A 17,934-nucleotide genomic window follows, 5' to 3' on the forward strand; every position below is an offset into this window, starting at 1 on the left:
CTGAGATGACATATCACTCACAATAGATTTAAGAGGCTTAATTTAAGCTTTTATAGTGGATTTATCGCTTTTAAAGGCGTTAAAACAACTCTTGTGATAGACTTGCGGTTAAAATCATTCATTGAAATAAAAGAGTTTAAAACACCCCTTGTCGGTGATTTTAACTATCAGGAGCGTTTATTGTGTCTCTTAAACTCTATTCCGAATCGGCGCTGATTGCCCAGCTGGGGCAACGCCTGCGCGAACATCGTTTACGCCGCAACCTGCTGCAAAAAGAGCTGGCCGAAAAGGCGGGGATTTCAGTCTCAGCGCTGAAAAAGCTGGAAAGCGACGGTAAAGTGACGCTGGAAAACTTTATGAAGGTGGTGTTCGCGCTGCGGCTGGAGAGAGAGATGACCGGCCTGTTTCAACTCCCGGCGATGAGCATTGCGCAGGTCGAAGCGCTGAAAGCGCCCACGCGGCAGCGTGCGGCTAAACGCAGGGCGCGGCCTGCAGGCAGAAACGAGGGGAAATCATGAAAAATAACTACGCCCCGCTCCGGCGGCTGGACGTGATCTACCAAGGCTGGGGAGAACACTGGGTGTTGGGTACGCTGGCCGAAGGTCGCCAGCGCGGCGAATGGCTGTTTGAATATTCCGCCCAAAGCATCGATCGCGGCATTGAGTTTTCGCCGCTGCTCCATCCGCCGGTCAGCACCACCTACGCCGATTTTGAACGTCATCAGGAAGGTATCCCCGGTTTTATTGCTGACTCGCTGCCCGACGGCTGGGGTCGGTTGTTAATGGACCGGCTCCTGCGGCGCAATGCCATTGAGCCTGCGGCACTCTCTCCGCTGGACAGGCTGGCGATGCTGGGCAGTAACACCATGGGTGCGCTCACTTACCGGCCGGTGATGGAGGTTCCGGGGCAGGCAGCGGAGCAGCACACGATTAACGATTTGATGCTGCTGGCGCGTGAAATCGAAGTGGAAGTTGCCGGACTGGATTCTGACGTGCTGCCGGAGCTGGTGCGGCTGGGCGGCTCCCCGCACGGTGCACGCCCCAAGGTGCTGCTGGATTTCGAACCCGCCAGTGGAAAAATCCATTCGTCGCCGTTTGCCGGCAGCGATCCCTGGCTGATCAAATTCCCGGCGGCGCAGGAAGCCGCCTGGGTCTGCCCGCTGGAAGAAGTCTATGCCCGGCTGGCGAGAAAAGCCGGTATTGAATTCCCCGAAAGCCGCTGGTTTGCGCTGGGCGACGGACTGTCGGCCTTCGGCGTGAAGCGTTTCGATCGCCAGCAGGGCATGCGGGTGCCGACCCTCAGCATGGCGGGTGCATTGCAGGCCGATTTCCGCCTGCCCTGCCTGGACTACAGCGATATTTTGCAGGCCACGGCGATGATTACCCGTTCGGCTACCGAGCGGGAAGCGCAGGCACGCCGCATGGTGTTTAACGTGATCATGAATAATCAGGACGATCACGCCAAAAACTTTGCCTTCAGTCTGAATCAGAACGAGGAATGGCGGCTTTCGCCCGCCTACGACATCACCTTCCAGAGCGGACCGGGCGGCCAGCATCAATCTTCCGTTGCCGGACACGGGAAAAACATCAGCCGCAGGGCGCTGATGACGGCGGCGAAATCGGCCGATATCAGCGAAAAGACGATGAATGTGATTATCGAAGAAGTCTGCGACGTTGCCACCGCCTTTGTCGCTACGGCAAAAGCGCTGGGCGATGCGATTCCGGCGGCGGTGCTTAACGAGGTGAACGCGAAGATTCAGGCCAGCATCCACGCGCTTTAACCCGGCGAGAAGGCGAATGACGGTTCCGCCGCTGCGGGCAACGGCGGCTGACGTGCTTCCGCCCCGCCAACCGCCGACAGAAGCTGGCGGGTCCAGGCGTGCTGTGGCCGGTGCCAGACATCGGCCGCATCCCCTGCTTCAATGATTTCCCCCTGATTCATCACCATAATCCGGTCTGACATATAGCGCACCACGGCCAGATTGTGGGAGATAAACAGATAGCTCAGACCCAGTTCCTGCTTCATCTCCAGCAGCAGATTAAGGATCTGCGCCTGCACCGAGACATCCAGTGCAGAAACCGCCTCATCGCAGATCACCAGCCGGGGTTTAACAATCAGCGCACGGGCAATGCCAATACGCTGGCGCTGACCGCCGGAGAACTCATGAGCGTAGCGATGCAGCGACTGCCTCGGCAGGCCCACCCGGTCCAGCATGGTGTGAATGCGCTGTAATCGCTGTGATGCCGGAGCGGGATCGTGCAGATGCAGTACGGAATCCAGAATAGTGAAAATGGTTTGCCGTGGATTTAACGACGCATACGGGTCCTGAAAAATCATCTGCACGCTGCTGCGCAGGCTTTTCAGCCCGGATTCCGGCAAAGGAGTAAGATCCGTGCCGTCCAGCAGAATCTTACCGCTGTCCGGGCGCAGCAGGCGCAAGATACTTCGCGACAGGGTTGATTTCCCGCAGCCCGATTCGCCGACCAGGCCCAGCGTTTCACCGGCGTGTAAATCAAAGCTGATGTCTTTCAGGGCGGGGATGCGCGTGCGGCCCCGGCTGTAGCTCACATTGAGCTGGTTGACCGACAGCAGCGGCTGCGTTTCCCGCTGGCTGGCCGCCTCAGGAAACGACAGCGTAGCGGGCTGATGGAGATGAAAGCGATCGGCACCGTCGTGGCGAATTTCGGTGAGCAGGCGCTGGCGATAGTGCAAATCGTGCTCGCCCATCAGCGACGCGGCCATCAGGCCACGCGTATAATCATGGCCCGGCTGGTGCAGTATCGCCTCGGCGGCCCCCTGCTCGACAATCCTGCCGTTGTGCATCACGGCGACGCTATCGGCCCAGCGGGAAACCAGCCCCAGATCGTGGGTGATCATCAGCACGCTCAGCGAAAGTTCCCGGCGCAGCCGGTCCAGCAGCGACATAATGCTGGCCTGAACCGTGACGTCGAGTGCGGTTGTCGGCTCATCGGCGATCAGCAGTCGGGGTTCACAGGCAACGGCCATCGCAATCATCACCCGCTGCCGCTGGCCGCCGGAAAGCTGATGCGGAAAATCATCCACCCGCCGGGCAGGATCGGGAATATTCACCAGCGCCAGCAGTTCGATGGCGCGGGCGCGGGCCTGTCTGTGCGACAGACGCTGATGAATGCGCAGGGTTTCTGCGATTTGTGCCCCGACGCTGTACACCGGATTCAGTGAGGTCATCGGCTCCTGGAAAATCATCGACAGCGCATCACCGCGCAGTTTTCGCAGGGCGGACGGCGGCAGTTTCAGCACATCGCTTCCGGCAAATTCAATGCGCCCGCTGACCTTTGCCTGGTCTGACAGCAGCCCCATAATTGCCAGCGCGGTCGCGGATTTCCCGCTGCCGGATTCACCGACCAGCGCGAGCATTTCACCCTGTACCAGGCTGAAATTCACGTTGTTAACCGCGGCATGACTGCCGAAACGAATGTGCAGGTTTTCCACGGAGAGAAGCGGTTGCATTATTGGTCACTCAGTCTTGGATTAAAGGCGTCATTCAGCGCATCGCCCAGCAGATTCAGCCCCAGCAGCGTTATCACCAGCGCAACACCCGGCTCGGCGGTCAGATACCATGCGGTGCGGAGCATTTCCCTGCCGCTGCCGATCAGGAAACCCCAGCTCACGACGTTAGGATCGCCCAGGCCGAGGAAAGACAGTGCGGCCTCCATCAGGATGGCGGACGCCACCATCACCGATGACGTCACCACGATAGCCGGGAGCGCATTGGGCAACATCTCGCGAAAGATGATGTGCGCAGAGGAAAAGCCCTGGCAGCGGGCGGCCAGCACAAAGTCAGACCCGCGCAGGGTACGGAATTCAGCCCGCACCAGTCGCGCGATGGTCGGCCAGGTGGTGGCACCAATACTGAGGGTGATTAAGGTCACTGTCGGCGTAGAGATAGCCAGAATGATAATCACCAGCAGAAAGGCGGGCATGGTCTGAAACAGCGTGGTGATGCGCATCAGGAGATAGTCAACGCTGCCGCCGAAATAGCCGCTCAGGCTGCCGACCAGCGTACCGAGCAGCAGCCCGATCAGCGTGGCCCCCAGCCCAATCAGCAGAGAGACGCGCGCGCCGTGAAAAATACCGGCGGCCAGATCGCGCCCCATCGCATCGGTTCCCAGCGGCCAGGCCGGGTCGGTAAACGGTGCCAGCAGCGGTGAGGCGACCATATCCAGCGGATCGCCGGGGAACAACCAGGGGGCGATAACGGCCATCGCGACGGTCAGCAGCAGGATAATTAACCCGGCGAGGCCCGCCGGGTTGCGCATAAACTGGCGCAGGGCGCGGCGGTTAACCGGGGAATGAACAGATACAACGGACAGAGTGGCCATAGATCATCTCGCAATACGGGGGTCTAACCAGGCGTGGAGAAGATCCACAATAAAGTTGGCGAGTATCACCATCAGTGAGGAGAACAGCAGGATGCCCAGCAGAATATTGACGTCGCGCGCCATCACCGCATCCAGCGCCAGTCGGCCCAGCCCCGGCCAGGAAAACACCGTTTCCACCACCGCCGCGCCGCTGAGCAGCGTGGCGATGTGCATACCGCTCACGGTGACCAGCGGAATTAACGCGCAGCGAAGGGTGTGAACCAGCGTGACGCGCAGCGGCGACAGCCCTTTGGCATGGGCGGTGCGCACAAAATCCTGATGGGCGATTTCCAGCATCGCCGCGCGCGTCAGGCGGGCGTAAATCGCCAGGAAAAAACTCGCCAGCGACAGAACCGGTAACACCGCATGCTTCAGCCGATCGCTGATATAGGCCCAACCGTGCAGATCGGCACCGATAGTCATATTACCGTTGCTGGGCAGCCAGCCGAGATGCACGGAAAACAGCACCAGCAGCATCAGCCCAATCCAGAATCCGGGCAGGGAATAAAGCAGCAGGCTGACGAGTGATAATACCCGGTCAGGCCAGCGCCCGACGAATAACGCCATCACCACGCCGAAAATCACGCCAATAATTAACGCAATGGCCTGCGCGGCCAGCATTAAAATCAGCGTGGCGGGAAGCCGTGAAAGAATCAACGTGCTGACCGGGGTATTAAAGCGGGGTGAAAATCCCAGATTTCCCTGCAGGATGTGGCCGCCCCAGTTAAGAAACTGCTGCCAGCCGGGCAGGTTAAGACCGTACTGCTCACGCATTAGCGCCATGCTGGCGGCGCTGGCTCCGCCCGACTCCCCGGCCAGCACGTCAACGGCATCACCGGGAATGGTTTTGAGGATGATAAACATAATCAACAGAATACCAATAAACGTTGGCACGACCTGAAGCGCACTTTTAAACAGAAATATCAGCAGCCAATGGCGCTCTCGCTGCATAGCCAGCGTCCTTAAATCACAATCTGTGGAGAGGGTCGAAATTAACAGGCGATGTTTTTCTCACTTAATAATTTTTCCGGGAAACCTTTTCTGAAATAAGGCGATTGAGAAGCAATGGCCGCTTTTGCAAATTACGAATGAGTTAACCCGAAATACTCAGTAGCCATCGTTTACCTGATACCGGTTAATGACGCCCTCCACTTTTTATTATGTATAAAGGCGAATGTATGTCAGAGAGAGGGGGTAACGGCCCCGTTAACCGGGTTGCTGTGGATGTTGGCGGGACATTTACCGATATCGTGATGCTGCACGGCAGTACGCAATTTTCCGCAAAAATTCTCACCAGTGCCGACGCACCGGAACGTGCGGTGATTACCGGCATCAGCGACGTGTTGGATCAGGCGAAATTAACCTTCAACGATATCGATGCGCTGATTCTGGGGACAACACTAGCCACCAATGCGCTGATTGAACGCAAAGGCGCGCGTACGGCATTGATTACCACCGCCGGATTCCGCGACCTGGTCGAAATCGGCCAGGAAGACCGCTTTGCCCAGTATGACGTCTTTCTGCAAAAGCCCCGGCCGCTGGTTGAGCGCGAATGGCGCTTCACCGTAGAAGAACGCATCGATGCCCAGGGACAGGTGCGCATTCCGCTAAACGAAGAGCAGGTTGTCGCGCTGGCGGCAGAGCTGCGAGCGCAGCAGTTCGAGAGCGTGGCGATTGGCTATCTGCAGAGCTTTATCAATCCGCAGCATGAGCAGCGCACGGCTGAGATCCTGCGTGATTTGCTGCCCGGTGTGACCGTGTCACTTTCCAGCGAGGTCTGCCCTGAAATCCGTGAGTACGAGCGGCTGTCAACGGTTTCAGCCAATGCCTACGTGCAGCCGCTGGTCGCGGGTTATCTGCACCGCCTGCAACAGCAATTGGCAACGCGCGGTCTGCGGGTTCCGCCCTATCTGATGACCTCCGGCGGCGGCATTACCACCCTGGAAAACGGCATCCGCGAGCCGGTCCGTCTGGTGGAATCCGGCCCGGCGGGCGGTGCGATTCTGGCGAGTAATATCGCCAGCCAGCTCGGTCTGCAAAAGGTTCTGTCATTCGATATGGGCGGTACAACGGCCAAAATTTGCTTTATCGATCGTTTCCAGCCGCAAATCTCCCGCAGCTTCGAGTTTGGCCGCGTGCATCGTCATCAGAAAGGCTCCGGCTTACCGATTCGTATTCCGGTGATCGACCTGGTGGAAATCGGTGCCGGAGGGGGATCGATTGCCCGCATCGATCATTTGCAGCGCCTGCAGGTGGGGCCAGACAGCGCCGGTTCTGCCCCCGGCCCGGTCAGCTACAACCTTGGTGGTGAACTGGTCACGATTACCGATGCCAATGCGCAGCTGGGGCTACTCGATCCGGCCAGTTTTGCCGGGGGTAAAGTGGAGCTGAACGTCGGTAAAGCGGCTGCGGCGCTGACGCAGCAGATCGGCAAACCGCTGGGGCTGGCAACGGATGAAGCCGCACTGGCGGTCACTGAAATTATTGCCGAGAACATGGCTAACGCTGCGCGTGTTCACGCCACGGAATCCGGTAAGCAGGTGGACAGCTACACGCTGATTGCCTTTGGCGGTGCGGCACCGCTGCACGCCGCCCGACTGGCCGGCAAGCTGGGCATCGATCGCGTGGTGATCCCGCATGCCGCAGGCGTGGGGTCGGCGCTCGGTTTTCTGTGGGCACCGGCGTCCTATCAGGCCGTGCGCAGCTTTTATCAGCGACTGGATAACCCCGACTATCCTGCCGTCAATACGCTACTGGAAACACTGAGCGAGCAGGCCCACCGCATCGTTCAGCAGGCCGATGAAACGGCGGAAGTTACGCTGCAGCGCAGCGTTTATCTGCGCTATGCCGGTCAGGGACATGAGGTGGCGATACCGCTTGAGGGGCAGCACGTTGATGAGCAGGAGCTGACCGCACTGCATGAACGCTTCACCCGGACCTATCGCCAGCTCTACGGCCGCAGCCTCGATCACGTAGCGGTGGAAGCCATCAGCTGGACGGTCACCGCCACCACGGCCGCGCCGGAAATTGCCTTCCCTGCTCCCGGCGAACCGACCGTGCCGACTGCCGGTGCGGCCGAACGCACGATCTACTCCCTGCAACAGCAGCAGCGAATTCAGGTGCCGGTCGTGACCCGTGCCGATATTGAGCAAACGGGCCAACGTCCCGGTCCACTGGTCGTGGTCGATCCCGAAACCACCACGCTGGTGGATGAACGCTTTACGGTCAGCAGCACCCGCGAAGGCCATCTGCTGCTGGAACGTCAACCCCTGTCAGGAGCGGCACAATGAGCCAACAGGTTATTCAGTCTCAGGTGATCTGGAATCGTTTGATTTCGGTGGTAGAAGAGCAGGCGCAGGCGCTGATCCGCACCGCATTCGGTACTGCCACGCGCGAAGCGGGCGATCTGTCCGCCGGGGTATTTTTACCCGACGGGCGGATGATCGCTCAGGCGGTTACCGGCACGCCGGGGCACGTCAATTCGATGGCGGAGTCGGTTAAGCATTTCCTGCGTGAATTCCCGCTGGATACCCTACAGCCTGGGGATGTGCTGCTGACCAACGACCCCTGGAAAGGCACCGGACACCTGTACGATATCACCATGGTTACGCCGGTATTTCATCACCAGCGCCCGGTGGCGCTGTTTGCCTCTACGCTGCACGTGATTGATATCGGCGGGTTAGGCCCGGGGCCGGACGGTCAGCAGATCTGGCATGAGGGATTATTCCTGCCGATCCTCAAATTTATCCATGCCGGACGGCTCGACCAGACCGTGCTGAATATCGTGAAGGCCAACGTTCGGGAACCGGCGCAGGTGGAGGGCGATTTTCTGGCGCTGGTGGCCTGTAACGATGTGGGTGCCCGCCGTCTGCTGACGCTGCTGGACGAGTTTGCCCTGACCGATCTGCTGGAGGTGGGCGAGTATATTTTAACGCGCTCCGAGCAGGCGATGCTGGAAGCGGTCAGAAGCTGGCCTGCCGGCAGCTGGGAAAGTGAACTGTGGGTTGACGGCTACGACCAGCCGCTGCGGCTACAGGCGAAACTGACCCTCGGCCACGACGGCATTCACGTTGATTTCGCCGGCAGTGCGGGCTTCGTTGCTAAAGGGATTAACGTCGTCAAGGCCTATACCGACGCCTATACCTCCTTCGGCATTCGTTGCCTGATCGGTGCCGATATTCCCAATAATGCCGGTTCTCTCGGCGTGATTAAAATTGATGCGCCGGAGGGGTCGATACTCAATGCGCCTTATCCGGCGGCGGTCACCTCTCGCCATATTATTGGCCAGATGCTGCCCGATGTGGTGTTCAACTGTCTGCGGCAGGCGCGTCCGGGCGAAGTCCCGGCCGAGGGGGCATCCTGCCTGTGGAATATTCAGCTCTCCGGCGGCCATATTTTGCCGGAGTACGATGCCGTTAATACCCTGACGCAGCCTCGTTTTTCCATCACCAGTTTTTCAACCGGCGGCACCGGCGCGCGTCCCCGGCTTGACGGGCTGTCCACCACGTCGTTCCCCAGCGGGGTACGTAACGTGTCGCTGGAGATCCTGGAGTCGATCAGCCCGGTGGTGTTCTGGCGCAAAGAATACCGTCAGGATTCCGGCGGAGCGGGCCAGCAGCGCGGCGGTCTGGGCCAGGTGATCGAACTGTCTCACGGCCAGGATCTGCCCATGGAGCTGGGTGCTGCCTGGGATCGCATCCACTTCCCTGCACAGGGTGCCGAGGGCGGTCTGGCCGGTGCACCGGGCCGGGTGACGCTCTCCACCGGCGAGACGCTGTCCGGTAAAGGTCGGCAGATTGTGCCGCCGGGCAGTCATCTGATTGTGGAAACGCCCGGCGGCGGCGGGCTGGGGAATCCCCGCGAACGCCATGTCGCCAGCGTTGCCCGCGACCTCACCCACCAGCTTATCAGCCCCCAGGCCGCTGCGACAGCGTACGGCCATTCGGCTCAATCAACGAATAAAACGGAGTAAAACATGCTTGAGACATTTCGCCGCTCGCTGCTGGCGCTGGCATTAGGAGCCAGCCTGATCGGCGGTGGCGCGCAGGCCGCCGAGCCGCAAAAGGGCGGTACGTTAAATCTGGTGCTGAACTATGAGCCACCCGCACTGATTGCGCTGACCACGGTCGCCACGCCTGCGCTCAGCGTCAGCGCCAAGGTTACCGAAGGGCTGCTGAGCTATGATTATGAGCTCAATCCTCAACCCCAGCTGGCAACGAGCTGGGAGGTCAGCCCGGACGGCACGCGATACACCTTCCATCTGCGCCCTGGCGTGAAGTGGCACGACGGGCAGGATTTCACCTCTGCCGATGTGGCGTTTTCCATTGAGCTGCTGAAAAAGGTGCATCCGCGTGCCTCCAGTACCTTCGCCAACGTCACGAAAGTGGAGACGCCCGACCCGCTGACGGCGGTGCTGGTGCTGTCGAAACCCGCCCCCTATCTGATTAAAGCGTTTGCCGCCGCCGAGTCACCGATTGTGCCCAAACACATTTACGACGGTACTGACGCACTGACCAATCCGCACAACAACGCACCGATTGGCACCGGTCCGTATGTCTTCGACAAGTGGGTGCGTGGCAGCTACATCCTCTATAAGCGGAATCCTCACTACTGGGATAACAATCGCCCGTACCTGGATCAGCTGGTGGTGAAGTTTATTCCCGATGCGGCAGCGCGCTCGGTGGCGTTTGAAACCGGTGATGCGGATCTGGGCTATCGTACCCCGGTGGCGCTGAATGATGTGGCGCGGCTGAAAACGCTGCCGCAGCTGGGCTTTGAAACAAAGGGCAACAGCTACTCCTACAACGTCAGTTCGTTACAGTTCAACCTCGACGATGCGCATTTCAAAGATTTGCGGGTGCGGCAGGCCGTCGCCCATGCCATTAACCGTAATGTGATTTTGCAGGTGGCCTACTTTGGTCTGGGCCAGGTGACAGCGTCACCGATTGCGCCGGGGATTAAGGCGTATCACGACCCTTCTCCGTCTCCTTATGACTTTGATATCAAGAAAGCCAATGCGCTGTTAGATCAGGCGGGCTTTGCCAAAGGCAGCGACGGTACGCGGTTTAGCGTGACGCTGGATTACAACCCAATCTCAGAGGATCTGCGCAAAACGGCGGAATACACCCGCTCGGCGCTGGCGAAAATCGGTATTAAAGTCACACTGCGCGCTCAGGATCTCTCCAGCTTTGTGCGCCGCATCTATACCGACAGGGACTTCTCTTTCACCATAAACGGGCACAGCAATCTGTACGACCCGACGGTGGGCGTGCAGCGCGTGTACTGGTCGAAAAACTTCCGCAAGGGCGTGCCGTTCTCTAATGCATCGGATTATCACAACCCGGAAGTTGACCGTCTGCTGGAAGCCGCTCAGGTGGAAAACGATCCGCAGAAGCGCGTTGAGGAGTTTAAAGCCTTCCAGAAAATCGTTGAACAGGAACTGCCCGATATTAATCTGATATCACCGCAGTTTATTACTATCTACAACCGCAAGGTTCACGATCATTCGGTGACCGCCGACGGCGTGGAGGGGAATCTTTCGCAGGTCTGGCTGGAGAAGCAGTAAGGGATGTGGGAAGCCGTCGCTGACGGCTTCCCTCTCGCGATGTCAGGATCAGAAGCGATACTGCAGACCCGCGGTCACGGTGTAGTTTTTGTTAGCAATACCGGCCGCATCACCGCCGATTGAGCCAGACTCACCGGTGCTGTTGTCGATAATCTGCGTGCCGCCCTTACCTTCTTCGTATTTGCTGTAGCTGAATTCAGCGAAGACTTTGGCGTTCGGCGTCACGTAGTAACCGGCATCAACGGACACGCCGTAATAACGGGAGCCGGACGTCTTCTCACGGAAGGTCAGTTCGCGAACATAGTGTTCGTCGTTATCGTGCGCGCGGACCCAGTCGCTGAATTTGAACTGAGTATTGAATTCAAAGTCATTGAAGCGGTACTGACCCACCAGACCGATATACGGCAGGGTGAAGCGCTGGCTGTAGCCAATGCCGACCTGATCATTCGGGAAGTTACCCACGGTACTGCCGTTATCGTAGTTGTAAGACCCGCCGGTCGCTGTCCAGCTAAAGCGCGTTTCCTGATAACCGGCCACGATCCCGGCTTTGTAGTCCTCGCCACGCAGCAGCCAGCCCTTCACGTTCAGGTCATACTCGTTGGCGTAGTTGACGTCGGTGCTCGGGTGAGACGAATGGTCGGTCCAGCCTGACTGATTGCTGTTGTCCCAGTCGTAATCATCCATATGACCGGAACCGGATGCCAGCGATGTCCAGCCGCGCGCGTTCAGCGTCAGGAATGAGTAGGCATCCCAGGAGAAATCCGCTTTCAGGATCGCCACATTTTTGATTTTCCAGTCCAGCTGGCTGAGTTTACGGCCGGTCGTTTCGTCATAAACCAGCTCGGTTGATTTGCCGCTCAGCAGGCCCACGGAGGTGGAAACGCTGAGGCTGTCAGAGGATAAATTCGGTATATATTGTGAAGACTCAGCGGAAGCCGTTCCGGAAATCCCAGCCATCACCATCATGCAGATAATACTTTTTTTCATTATATTTCCTGTGGGTAATTATATTAATCCTTAAACTGCGCGCGCAGATTAAAACATGACAAATTGTAAAGCAAGTGTAAGGATTCTATTAAGTTGAAATCGGAATCATGCGGGTGATATGGTGATGGGATGATTCGTAGTTGATTTTAAAAATCCACCGTCTTATTTCGCGTAATGAAATTTGTCACTGAGTTTATTTTTCCAATGAATAACTTTCATGTTGTGTTAAAAATAACCTGATGTCAGGATGTGTCGTCACACTTGATAATTATCAGACACCGATATCTTAATAAGCAGAACGGTGGATATCCTCAATCTGAACGCGTCAGGCAGAGCCTGAATGTTACGCAGGTTAGGAACATGGAAACGCAACTTAGCGTGCGTTATGACAGGTTTATGGAGAGGTAACCAGATGAAATACAGGGTTTTTATCGCCACAGCGATGCTGTCCCAGCCCGTCCTTGCCGAAACGGATTACGATAAAGCGGTCAGTGCCTATATTGAATATAACTGCGATTACAATGCCAAGTCTTTAATCAAAGAAGAGGCAAAAACCCCCTATAACGACCTGATTGAAGCCTGCAAGAAAGGCGCAGCGGATATTAAAAAGTTTATTACCGACTGGCCCGATTTTGGCACCAATGAAGGTATTATGGCATTCCAGGATACCGTGGCACCCTATGCGAAAGAAGCCAGTGCTGAGGGCGCGTATAAAAACCAGATTTACCAGTATGGCGTGGGCTCATGGGGGATTGGTTATATTCAAAGCCCGGCAGCAAAAGCCAATACGGTAAAACAGTGGAAGCAGGGAAAGTTTAAGGTGAAATAACCGCCGGGCGATCCGCCGATGGATTGCCTTCTGATGACCATTCGTCCGATTCAGAAAGCCGCCTGCGTTAACAGGCGGCAATGTCATCAGAAAAGTACCGAATAGCCTCATCAGGCATTCGCGCAAATCATGCCGTAGTTGGTGCCCCTGCACCTGCTGCTCGATTTCGCCCCTACGATCGCATGGGTGGTTTGCGCCATGTCGGCCACAAAGATCTAAAAACTCGCAGAGAGATCGTCCGTTTATGACAAAGGACAGCGCTGGATAAATAAATCCCTGTTTACGATTGCTATATATTTTCGGGGTAATAATTTTAATTTGCCAAACGACATTACCAGGTAATTATTATGTCAGTTTTCTGACTGGAAATTAGATTTTATGACCTTAATTTAACGTTATTATCATAAATTCTACCCCGTGAAATGAATGATATTCATTAGTGTTTTCTGCTAAAGCCATGATAAAGTTGTTGTTAAAATCGTCTGTATTCCCACTGGTGTAGAATTATGCAACATGAGATCGATCAGTACATATCAGTCATTCTTAATGAATGGATTCCTTTAAGAAAGAGCCTACGCGAAGATACCGTGGCGTTATTATCTCAGATAGCTGAATGCGAGTCGGAAAAACTGACCAGCAAATTCTACGACAGCATGCTGAAAGATCCTGATACCGCCTCGCATCTTTCTTATGAACTGGTTCAGGTGCAGCTGAGTCGCTCACTGATCAAATGGCTAAAAGCCGTACTTTGCGTGAAGACCGATGAGCTGGAACCGCTGGCTAAACAGCAGTACCACATCGGCGGCGTGCATGCGCGAATCGGCATTCCCATCCAGTTTGTTCAGCGCGGCTCCCGCCAGATTAAATACGGCATCTACCACTATCTGAAAGAGTATGACGCCGATCGTGCGGTCATTTTTGAAGTGAAGCATTACTCATCAATGGCTATTGATATGGCGATAGAACTCATGAGTCATGCTTATGCGATGTCGCATCACCGCGCTACGCAGAACGAGGAGTCCTATCGTCTGCACGTGCTGATGAACAATTCTGACCTGGAGCAGGGCAAGCAGCAGGCGGCCCTGTCCAGCTGGGAAAACACCGTGATGTACGACCTGGTGAGCGGAGCCAGGAAGACGGAATCGTTAATCAGCCTGTCCAGTTCCGGATTTGGCCTGTGGTTTCGGCATAAATGCGTTAAGAATTTCGGTGAAGATCGTAAGGTTAGTGAAATTCGCCAGTTAATCGATGTTATCGACCGGGAAATACTGGCTATTGATACCAGCGTGGAGCTGGAAGTGAAAAAAACGCAGGAACTGTTACGCGTTATTCATTCCAACTGCCAGCAGATACATATGAATCTGGAGATGTTATTCAGCGATGCTTCTAATATGAAGGACGGTAAAGATGCGCTGACTAATCTGCTCAACAAACGCTATCTGCCAACAATATTAAAACACGAGGTGAGCCTGGCAATTGAAAATAAATTGCCGCTCAGCGTGGCGATAATTGACGCCGACTACTTTAAGAAAATAAATGATAAATGGGGTCATCCGGTTGGCGACCGTGCGCTGATGCATATTGCCGGGCTGCTGGGCGATAATATCCGCTCAAGCGATTATCTGTTCCGCTACGGCGGCGAAGAGTTTTTGCTGATCCTGGTAGAGGCCGGCGAGTTCGACGCCCGCACCTCGCTGGAGCGGATAAGAAGAACGATCACCAGTACACCGTTTGAAGTGCTGCCGGGGGAAACTATCCAGATCACCGTCAGTATCGGCTATGCGATCCATAACGGCCATCCTGACTATAACCTGTTATTGAAAAACGCTGATGCCGCGTTGTACACCGCGAAGGGTAACGGCAGAAACCGCATCGAGCGTTTTTAAGTTTGAGATAGTCGTTTAGCGAGTAAACCCCGTGGCGTAGCATCCCTGCTCCACGCCATCCGGAGTATGAACGGAAGAGAATTAACGCAAAGGCTTGCCGCGAACCGGCGCATCGCCCGCCACGTAGTAGTCGGCGGTGCTGCGCGGCAGCGGCGCGCGGCCGCGAACGGAGTCGGCAATCTTTTCACCGATCATAATGGTGGTGGCATTCAGATTACCGGTGATAATCAGCGGCATAATCGAGGCATCCACTACGCGCAGGCCGTCCAGGCCGTGCACGCGCCCTTCTCCGTCGACCACCGCCATCTCGTCGGTGCCCATTTTACAGGTGCCGCACGGGTGATACGCCGTTTCGCCGTGATTGCGCACAAACTCATCCAGCTCTTCGTCCGTCTGGTACGCGTCACCGGGGCTGATCTCTTTGCCACGGAAGGCATCCAGCGCAGGCTGATTGATAATCTCACGGGTGATGCGGATTGCCGCACGGAACTCAATCCAGTCCTCTTCATCTGCCATGTAGTTAAACAGAATGCTCGGATGCTGGCGCGGATCGCGGGATTTCAGCTGCACGCGGCCCCGGCTTTTGGAGCGCATTGAACCGACGTGGCACTGGAAGCCGTGAGCTTCTACCGCGTTGGAGCCGTTGTAGTTAATCGCCACCGGCAGGAAGTGATACTGAATATTCGGCCAGGCAAACGCGGCATCGCTGCGGATAAAGCCACCGGCTTCAAACTGGTTGCTGGCACCAATACCGGTGCCGTTGAACAGCCACTCCGCGCCGATTTTCGGCTGGTTCCACCATTTGAGCGCCGGGTAAAGCGAAACCGGTTCTTTACACTCGTACTGCAGGTACATTTCCAGGTGATCCTGCAAGTTCTCACCCACGCCGGGCAGGTCGTGCACCAGCGGGATATCAAACTGCTTTAACAGCTCGGCCGGGCCCACGCCAGAGCGCTGGAGGATCTGCGGCGAGGCAATCGCCCCGGCGGAGAGCAACACCTCTTTGCGGGCGCTGGCGCGATGCAGCGTATCGCCGTCACCCACCAGATATTCCACGCCCACGGCGCGCTTGCCTTCAAACACAATGCGGTTGGTCAGCGCGTGAGTGATGATTTTTAGGTTCGGGCGCGGTTTGGCCTGGTCCAGGTAGCCGCGTGCGGTGCTGGAGCGGCGGCCTTTCGGCGTCACGAAGCGATCCATCGGGCCGAACCCTTCCTGCTGATAGCCGTTCAGATCGTCGGTGCGCGGATAGCCTGCCTGCACCCCCGCTTCCACCATTGCCGCGAACAGCGGATTATTGCCCGCTTTCGGCGTGGTGATGCTCACCGGGCCATCTGCGCCATGCCAGTCGTTGGCACCGGTGTCGCGGTTTTCCAGCTTGCGGTAGTACGGCAGGCAGTCCAGGTAGCTCCAGTTCTCCAGGCCGGGCTGCTGCGCCCAGCCGTCGAGATCCAGCGCGTTGCCGCGGATATAGCACATGCCGTTAATCAGTGAAGAACCGCCCAGGCCTTTACCGCGCCCGCACTCCATACGGCGGTTGTTCATGTGCGGCTCAGGGTCGGTTTCATACGCCCAGTTATAGCGTTTTCCCTGTAGCGGGAAGGCCAGCGCCGCCGGCATCTGCGTACGGAAATCAAAGCGATAGTCCGGGCCGCCCGCTTCCAGCAGCAGCACGTTAATGTTGGCGTCTTCGGTCAGGCGGGTGGCCAGCACGTTACCTGCCGAACCCGCACCGATAATAATGTAATCAAATTCCATGAGTTGCTCCTTTAAGCTGGGATTAAAACACCGACTGGAAGGTGGCCATCTCAATCTGTACTGACTTCAACTGCGTGTAGTTTTGCAGCGTCATCACGCCGTTTTCGCGGCCGATGCCTGAATGCTTGTAGCCGCCCACCGGCATTTCAGCGGCGGATTCGCCCCAGGTATTAATCCAGCAGATACCGGCCTCAAGCTGGTGGATCACGCGGTGCGCGCGGTTCAGGTCGCGGGTGACCACACCGGCGGCCAGGCCGAACTCGGTGTTGTTGGCGCGGCGAATCACTTCTTCTTCATCGTCGTAACTGAGGATCGACATCACCGGGCCGAAGATCTCTTCGCGGACGATGGTCATCTCGTCGTGGCAGTCGGTAAACACCGTTGGTGCCACCCACGCACCGTTGTCGAAGCCTTCGCCGGTTAAGCGCTCACCGCCGCACAGCACGCGTGCGCCTTCGGCTTTGCCGCTGTCGATAAAACGCATCACGTTGTCGCGGTGGGCGAAGCTGACCAGCGGGCCGAAGTTGGTTTGCGGATCGTTGAGGTCACCGGCGCGAATACGGGAAACGCGGAAGCGGATTTTGGCTTCAAACGCGCTCTTCAGCGCCGACGGAATAAACACCCGGGTGCCGTTGGTACAGACCTGGCCGGAGCTGTAGAAGTTGGCCATCATGGCGATATCCGCTGCCAGATCCAGATCGGCATCGTCGAAGATAATCAGCGGCGATTTACCGCCCAGCTCCATCGTCACTTCTTTCAACGTTGAGCCTGCGGCGTTGGCCATCACCTTCTTGCCGCTCACGACGCCACCGGTAAAGGAGACTTTGTCGATACCCGGATGCTCGGTCAGCAGCTGTCCGGTGACCGCACCGATGCCAGGCAGTACGTTAAACACGCCGTCCGGCACGCCCGCCTCGGTGTAGATTTCAGCCAGCTTCAGCGCGGTCAGTGGGGTGACTTCGCTCGGTTTGAAGATCATCGCATTACCGGCGGCCAGCGCCGGAGCGGATTTCCACAGGGCGATCTGGATTGGGTAGTTCCACGCGCCGATACCGGCCACCACGCCCAGCGGCTCGCGGCGGGTGTAAACGAAGGACGTTTCGCGCAGCGGGATCTGCTGACCTTCCAGTGAAGGTGCCAGCCCGGCGTAATACTCCAGCACGTCCGCACCGGTGACGATATCAACGCTGGCGGTTTCGCTCAGCGGTTTACCGGTATCCAGCGTTTCTAATTCTGCCAGCGCGTCGTTGCGCTCGCGCAGGATGTCGACCGCACGGCGTAAAATACGTGAGCGTTCCATGGCGGTCATCGCGGCCCAGATCTTCTGGCCTTTGCGCGCGGATTCGACGGCGCGGTTGACGTCGGCGGCACCGGCGGCGTGAACCTGGGCCAGCACTTCACCGTTCGCGGGGTTGATGGTGTCGAAACGCTCACCGCTTTCTGCTGCGACGTAGCCGCCATCAATATAGAGTTTCTGCTCCGGGAATCGTGACATGGTATCTCCTTTCT

The 17,934-nt window shown here is 57.1% G+C and carries 13 protein-coding genes; 7 read left to right on the plus strand and 6 right to left on the minus strand.

Features of this window, described 5'->3' with window-relative positions; all coding sequences use genetic code 11:
* Window positions 1-182 precede the first annotated feature (182 nt).
* Both JOE09_RS20330 and JOE09_RS20335 read left to right on the plus strand, forming a co-directional pair.
* Window positions 183-518, plus strand: a complete 336-nt coding sequence (locus tag JOE09_RS20330; RefSeq protein ID WP_205067041.1) for a helix-turn-helix domain-containing protein — start codon at window positions 183-185, stop codon at window positions 516-518.
* A complete protein-coding gene (locus tag JOE09_RS20335; protein WP_205067042.1) occupies window positions 515-1,780 on the plus strand; it encodes a type II toxin-antitoxin system HipA family toxin in 1,266 nt (421 codons plus the stop codon). Before JOE09_RS20330 ends, JOE09_RS20335 begins: the two co-directional genes overlap by 4 nt.
* On the opposite strand, the gene JOE09_RS20340 is transcribed toward JOE09_RS20335, so the two are convergent.
* Genes JOE09_RS20340 through JOE09_RS20350 form a run of 3 tightly spaced genes read right to left on the minus strand, consistent with a single transcriptional unit; the run spans window position 1,777 to window position 5,351 of the window.
* Window positions 1,777-3,489 carry an ABC transporter ATP-binding protein gene (locus JOE09_RS20340; RefSeq protein WP_205067043.1) on the minus strand — a complete coding sequence of 571 codons (1,713 nt, stop codon included), beginning with the start codon at window positions 3,487-3,489 and terminating at the stop codon, window positions 1,777-1,779. The genes JOE09_RS20335 and JOE09_RS20340 overlap by 4 nt on opposite strands.
* A complete protein-coding gene (locus tag JOE09_RS20345) occupies window positions 3,489-4,361 on the minus strand; it encodes an ABC transporter permease (protein WP_205067044.1) in 873 nt (290 codons plus the stop codon). Before JOE09_RS20345 ends, JOE09_RS20340 begins: the two co-directional genes overlap by 1 nt.
* A 3-nt stretch (window positions 4,362-4,364) precedes the next feature.
* Window positions 4,365-5,351, minus strand: a complete 987-nt coding sequence (locus tag JOE09_RS20350; protein WP_205067045.1) for an ABC transporter permease — start codon at window positions 5,349-5,351, stop codon at window positions 4,365-4,367.
* 227 nt (window positions 5,352-5,578) lie between these two features.
* On the opposite strand from JOE09_RS20350, the gene JOE09_RS20355 reads away from it, so the two are divergent.
* From JOE09_RS20355 to JOE09_RS20365, 3 genes are read left to right on the plus strand one after another with little or no spacing between them, the layout of a single operon-like run.
* Window positions 5,579-7,690, plus strand: a complete 2,112-nt coding sequence (locus JOE09_RS20355; RefSeq protein WP_205067046.1) for a hydantoinase/oxoprolinase family protein — start codon at window positions 5,579-5,581, stop codon at window positions 7,688-7,690.
* Window positions 7,687-9,372: a hydantoinase B/oxoprolinase family protein gene (locus JOE09_RS20360; protein WP_205067047.1), complete on the plus strand. Its 1,686-nt coding sequence runs from the start codon at window positions 7,687-7,689 to the stop codon at window positions 9,370-9,372. Before JOE09_RS20355 ends, JOE09_RS20360 begins: the two co-directional genes overlap by 4 nt.
* Window positions 9,373-9,375: 3 nt before the next feature.
* On the plus strand, window positions 9,376-10,965 hold the full coding sequence (locus tag JOE09_RS20365) for an ABC transporter substrate-binding protein (RefSeq protein WP_205067048.1): 1,590 nt from the start codon (window positions 9,376-9,378) through the stop codon (window positions 10,963-10,965).
* 48 nt (window positions 10,966-11,013) lie between these two features.
* On the opposite strand, the gene JOE09_RS20370 is transcribed toward JOE09_RS20365, so the two are convergent.
* The gene (locus JOE09_RS20370; RefSeq protein WP_105591765.1) at window positions 11,014-11,952 is read right to left on the minus strand and encodes an omptin family outer membrane protease; all 939 of its coding nucleotides are present in this window, start codon (window positions 11,950-11,952) and stop codon (window positions 11,014-11,016) included.
* A gap of 412 nt (window positions 11,953-12,364) precedes the next feature.
* On the opposite strand from JOE09_RS20370, the gene JOE09_RS20375 reads away from it, so the two are divergent.
* Together JOE09_RS20375 and JOE09_RS20380 are read left to right on the plus strand one after the other, a co-directional pair.
* Complete coding sequence (locus JOE09_RS20375) at window positions 12,365-12,781, plus strand: hypothetical protein (RefSeq protein WP_205067049.1); 417 nt, start codon at window positions 12,365-12,367, stop codon at window positions 12,779-12,781.
* Between the two features lie 506 nt (window positions 12,782-13,287).
* Complete coding sequence (locus tag JOE09_RS20380) at window positions 13,288-14,667, plus strand: GGDEF domain-containing protein (protein ID WP_205067050.1); 1,380 nt, start codon at window positions 13,288-13,290, stop codon at window positions 14,665-14,667.
* Window positions 14,668-14,748: 81 nt separating this feature from the next.
* Here the strand turns inward: JOE09_RS20380 and betA are convergent, their stop codons facing one another.
* Together betA and betB are read right to left on the minus strand one after the other, a co-directional pair.
* Entirely contained in the window at window positions 14,749-16,425 is a 1,677-nt protein-coding gene (betA, locus tag JOE09_RS20385; RefSeq protein ID WP_205067051.1) for a choline dehydrogenase, read from the minus strand.
* A gap of 22 nt (window positions 16,426-16,447) precedes the next feature.
* On the minus strand, window positions 16,448-17,920 hold the full coding sequence (gene betB / locus JOE09_RS20390; protein WP_205067052.1) for a betaine-aldehyde dehydrogenase: 1,473 nt from the start codon (window positions 17,918-17,920) through the stop codon (window positions 16,448-16,450).
* Between the last annotated feature and the right edge of the window lie 14 nt (window positions 17,921-17,934).

This window comes from Pantoea coffeiphila, assembly GCF_016909495.1.
Lineage (GTDB): Bacteria > Pseudomonadota > Gammaproteobacteria > Enterobacterales > Enterobacteriaceae > Erwinia > Erwinia coffeiphila.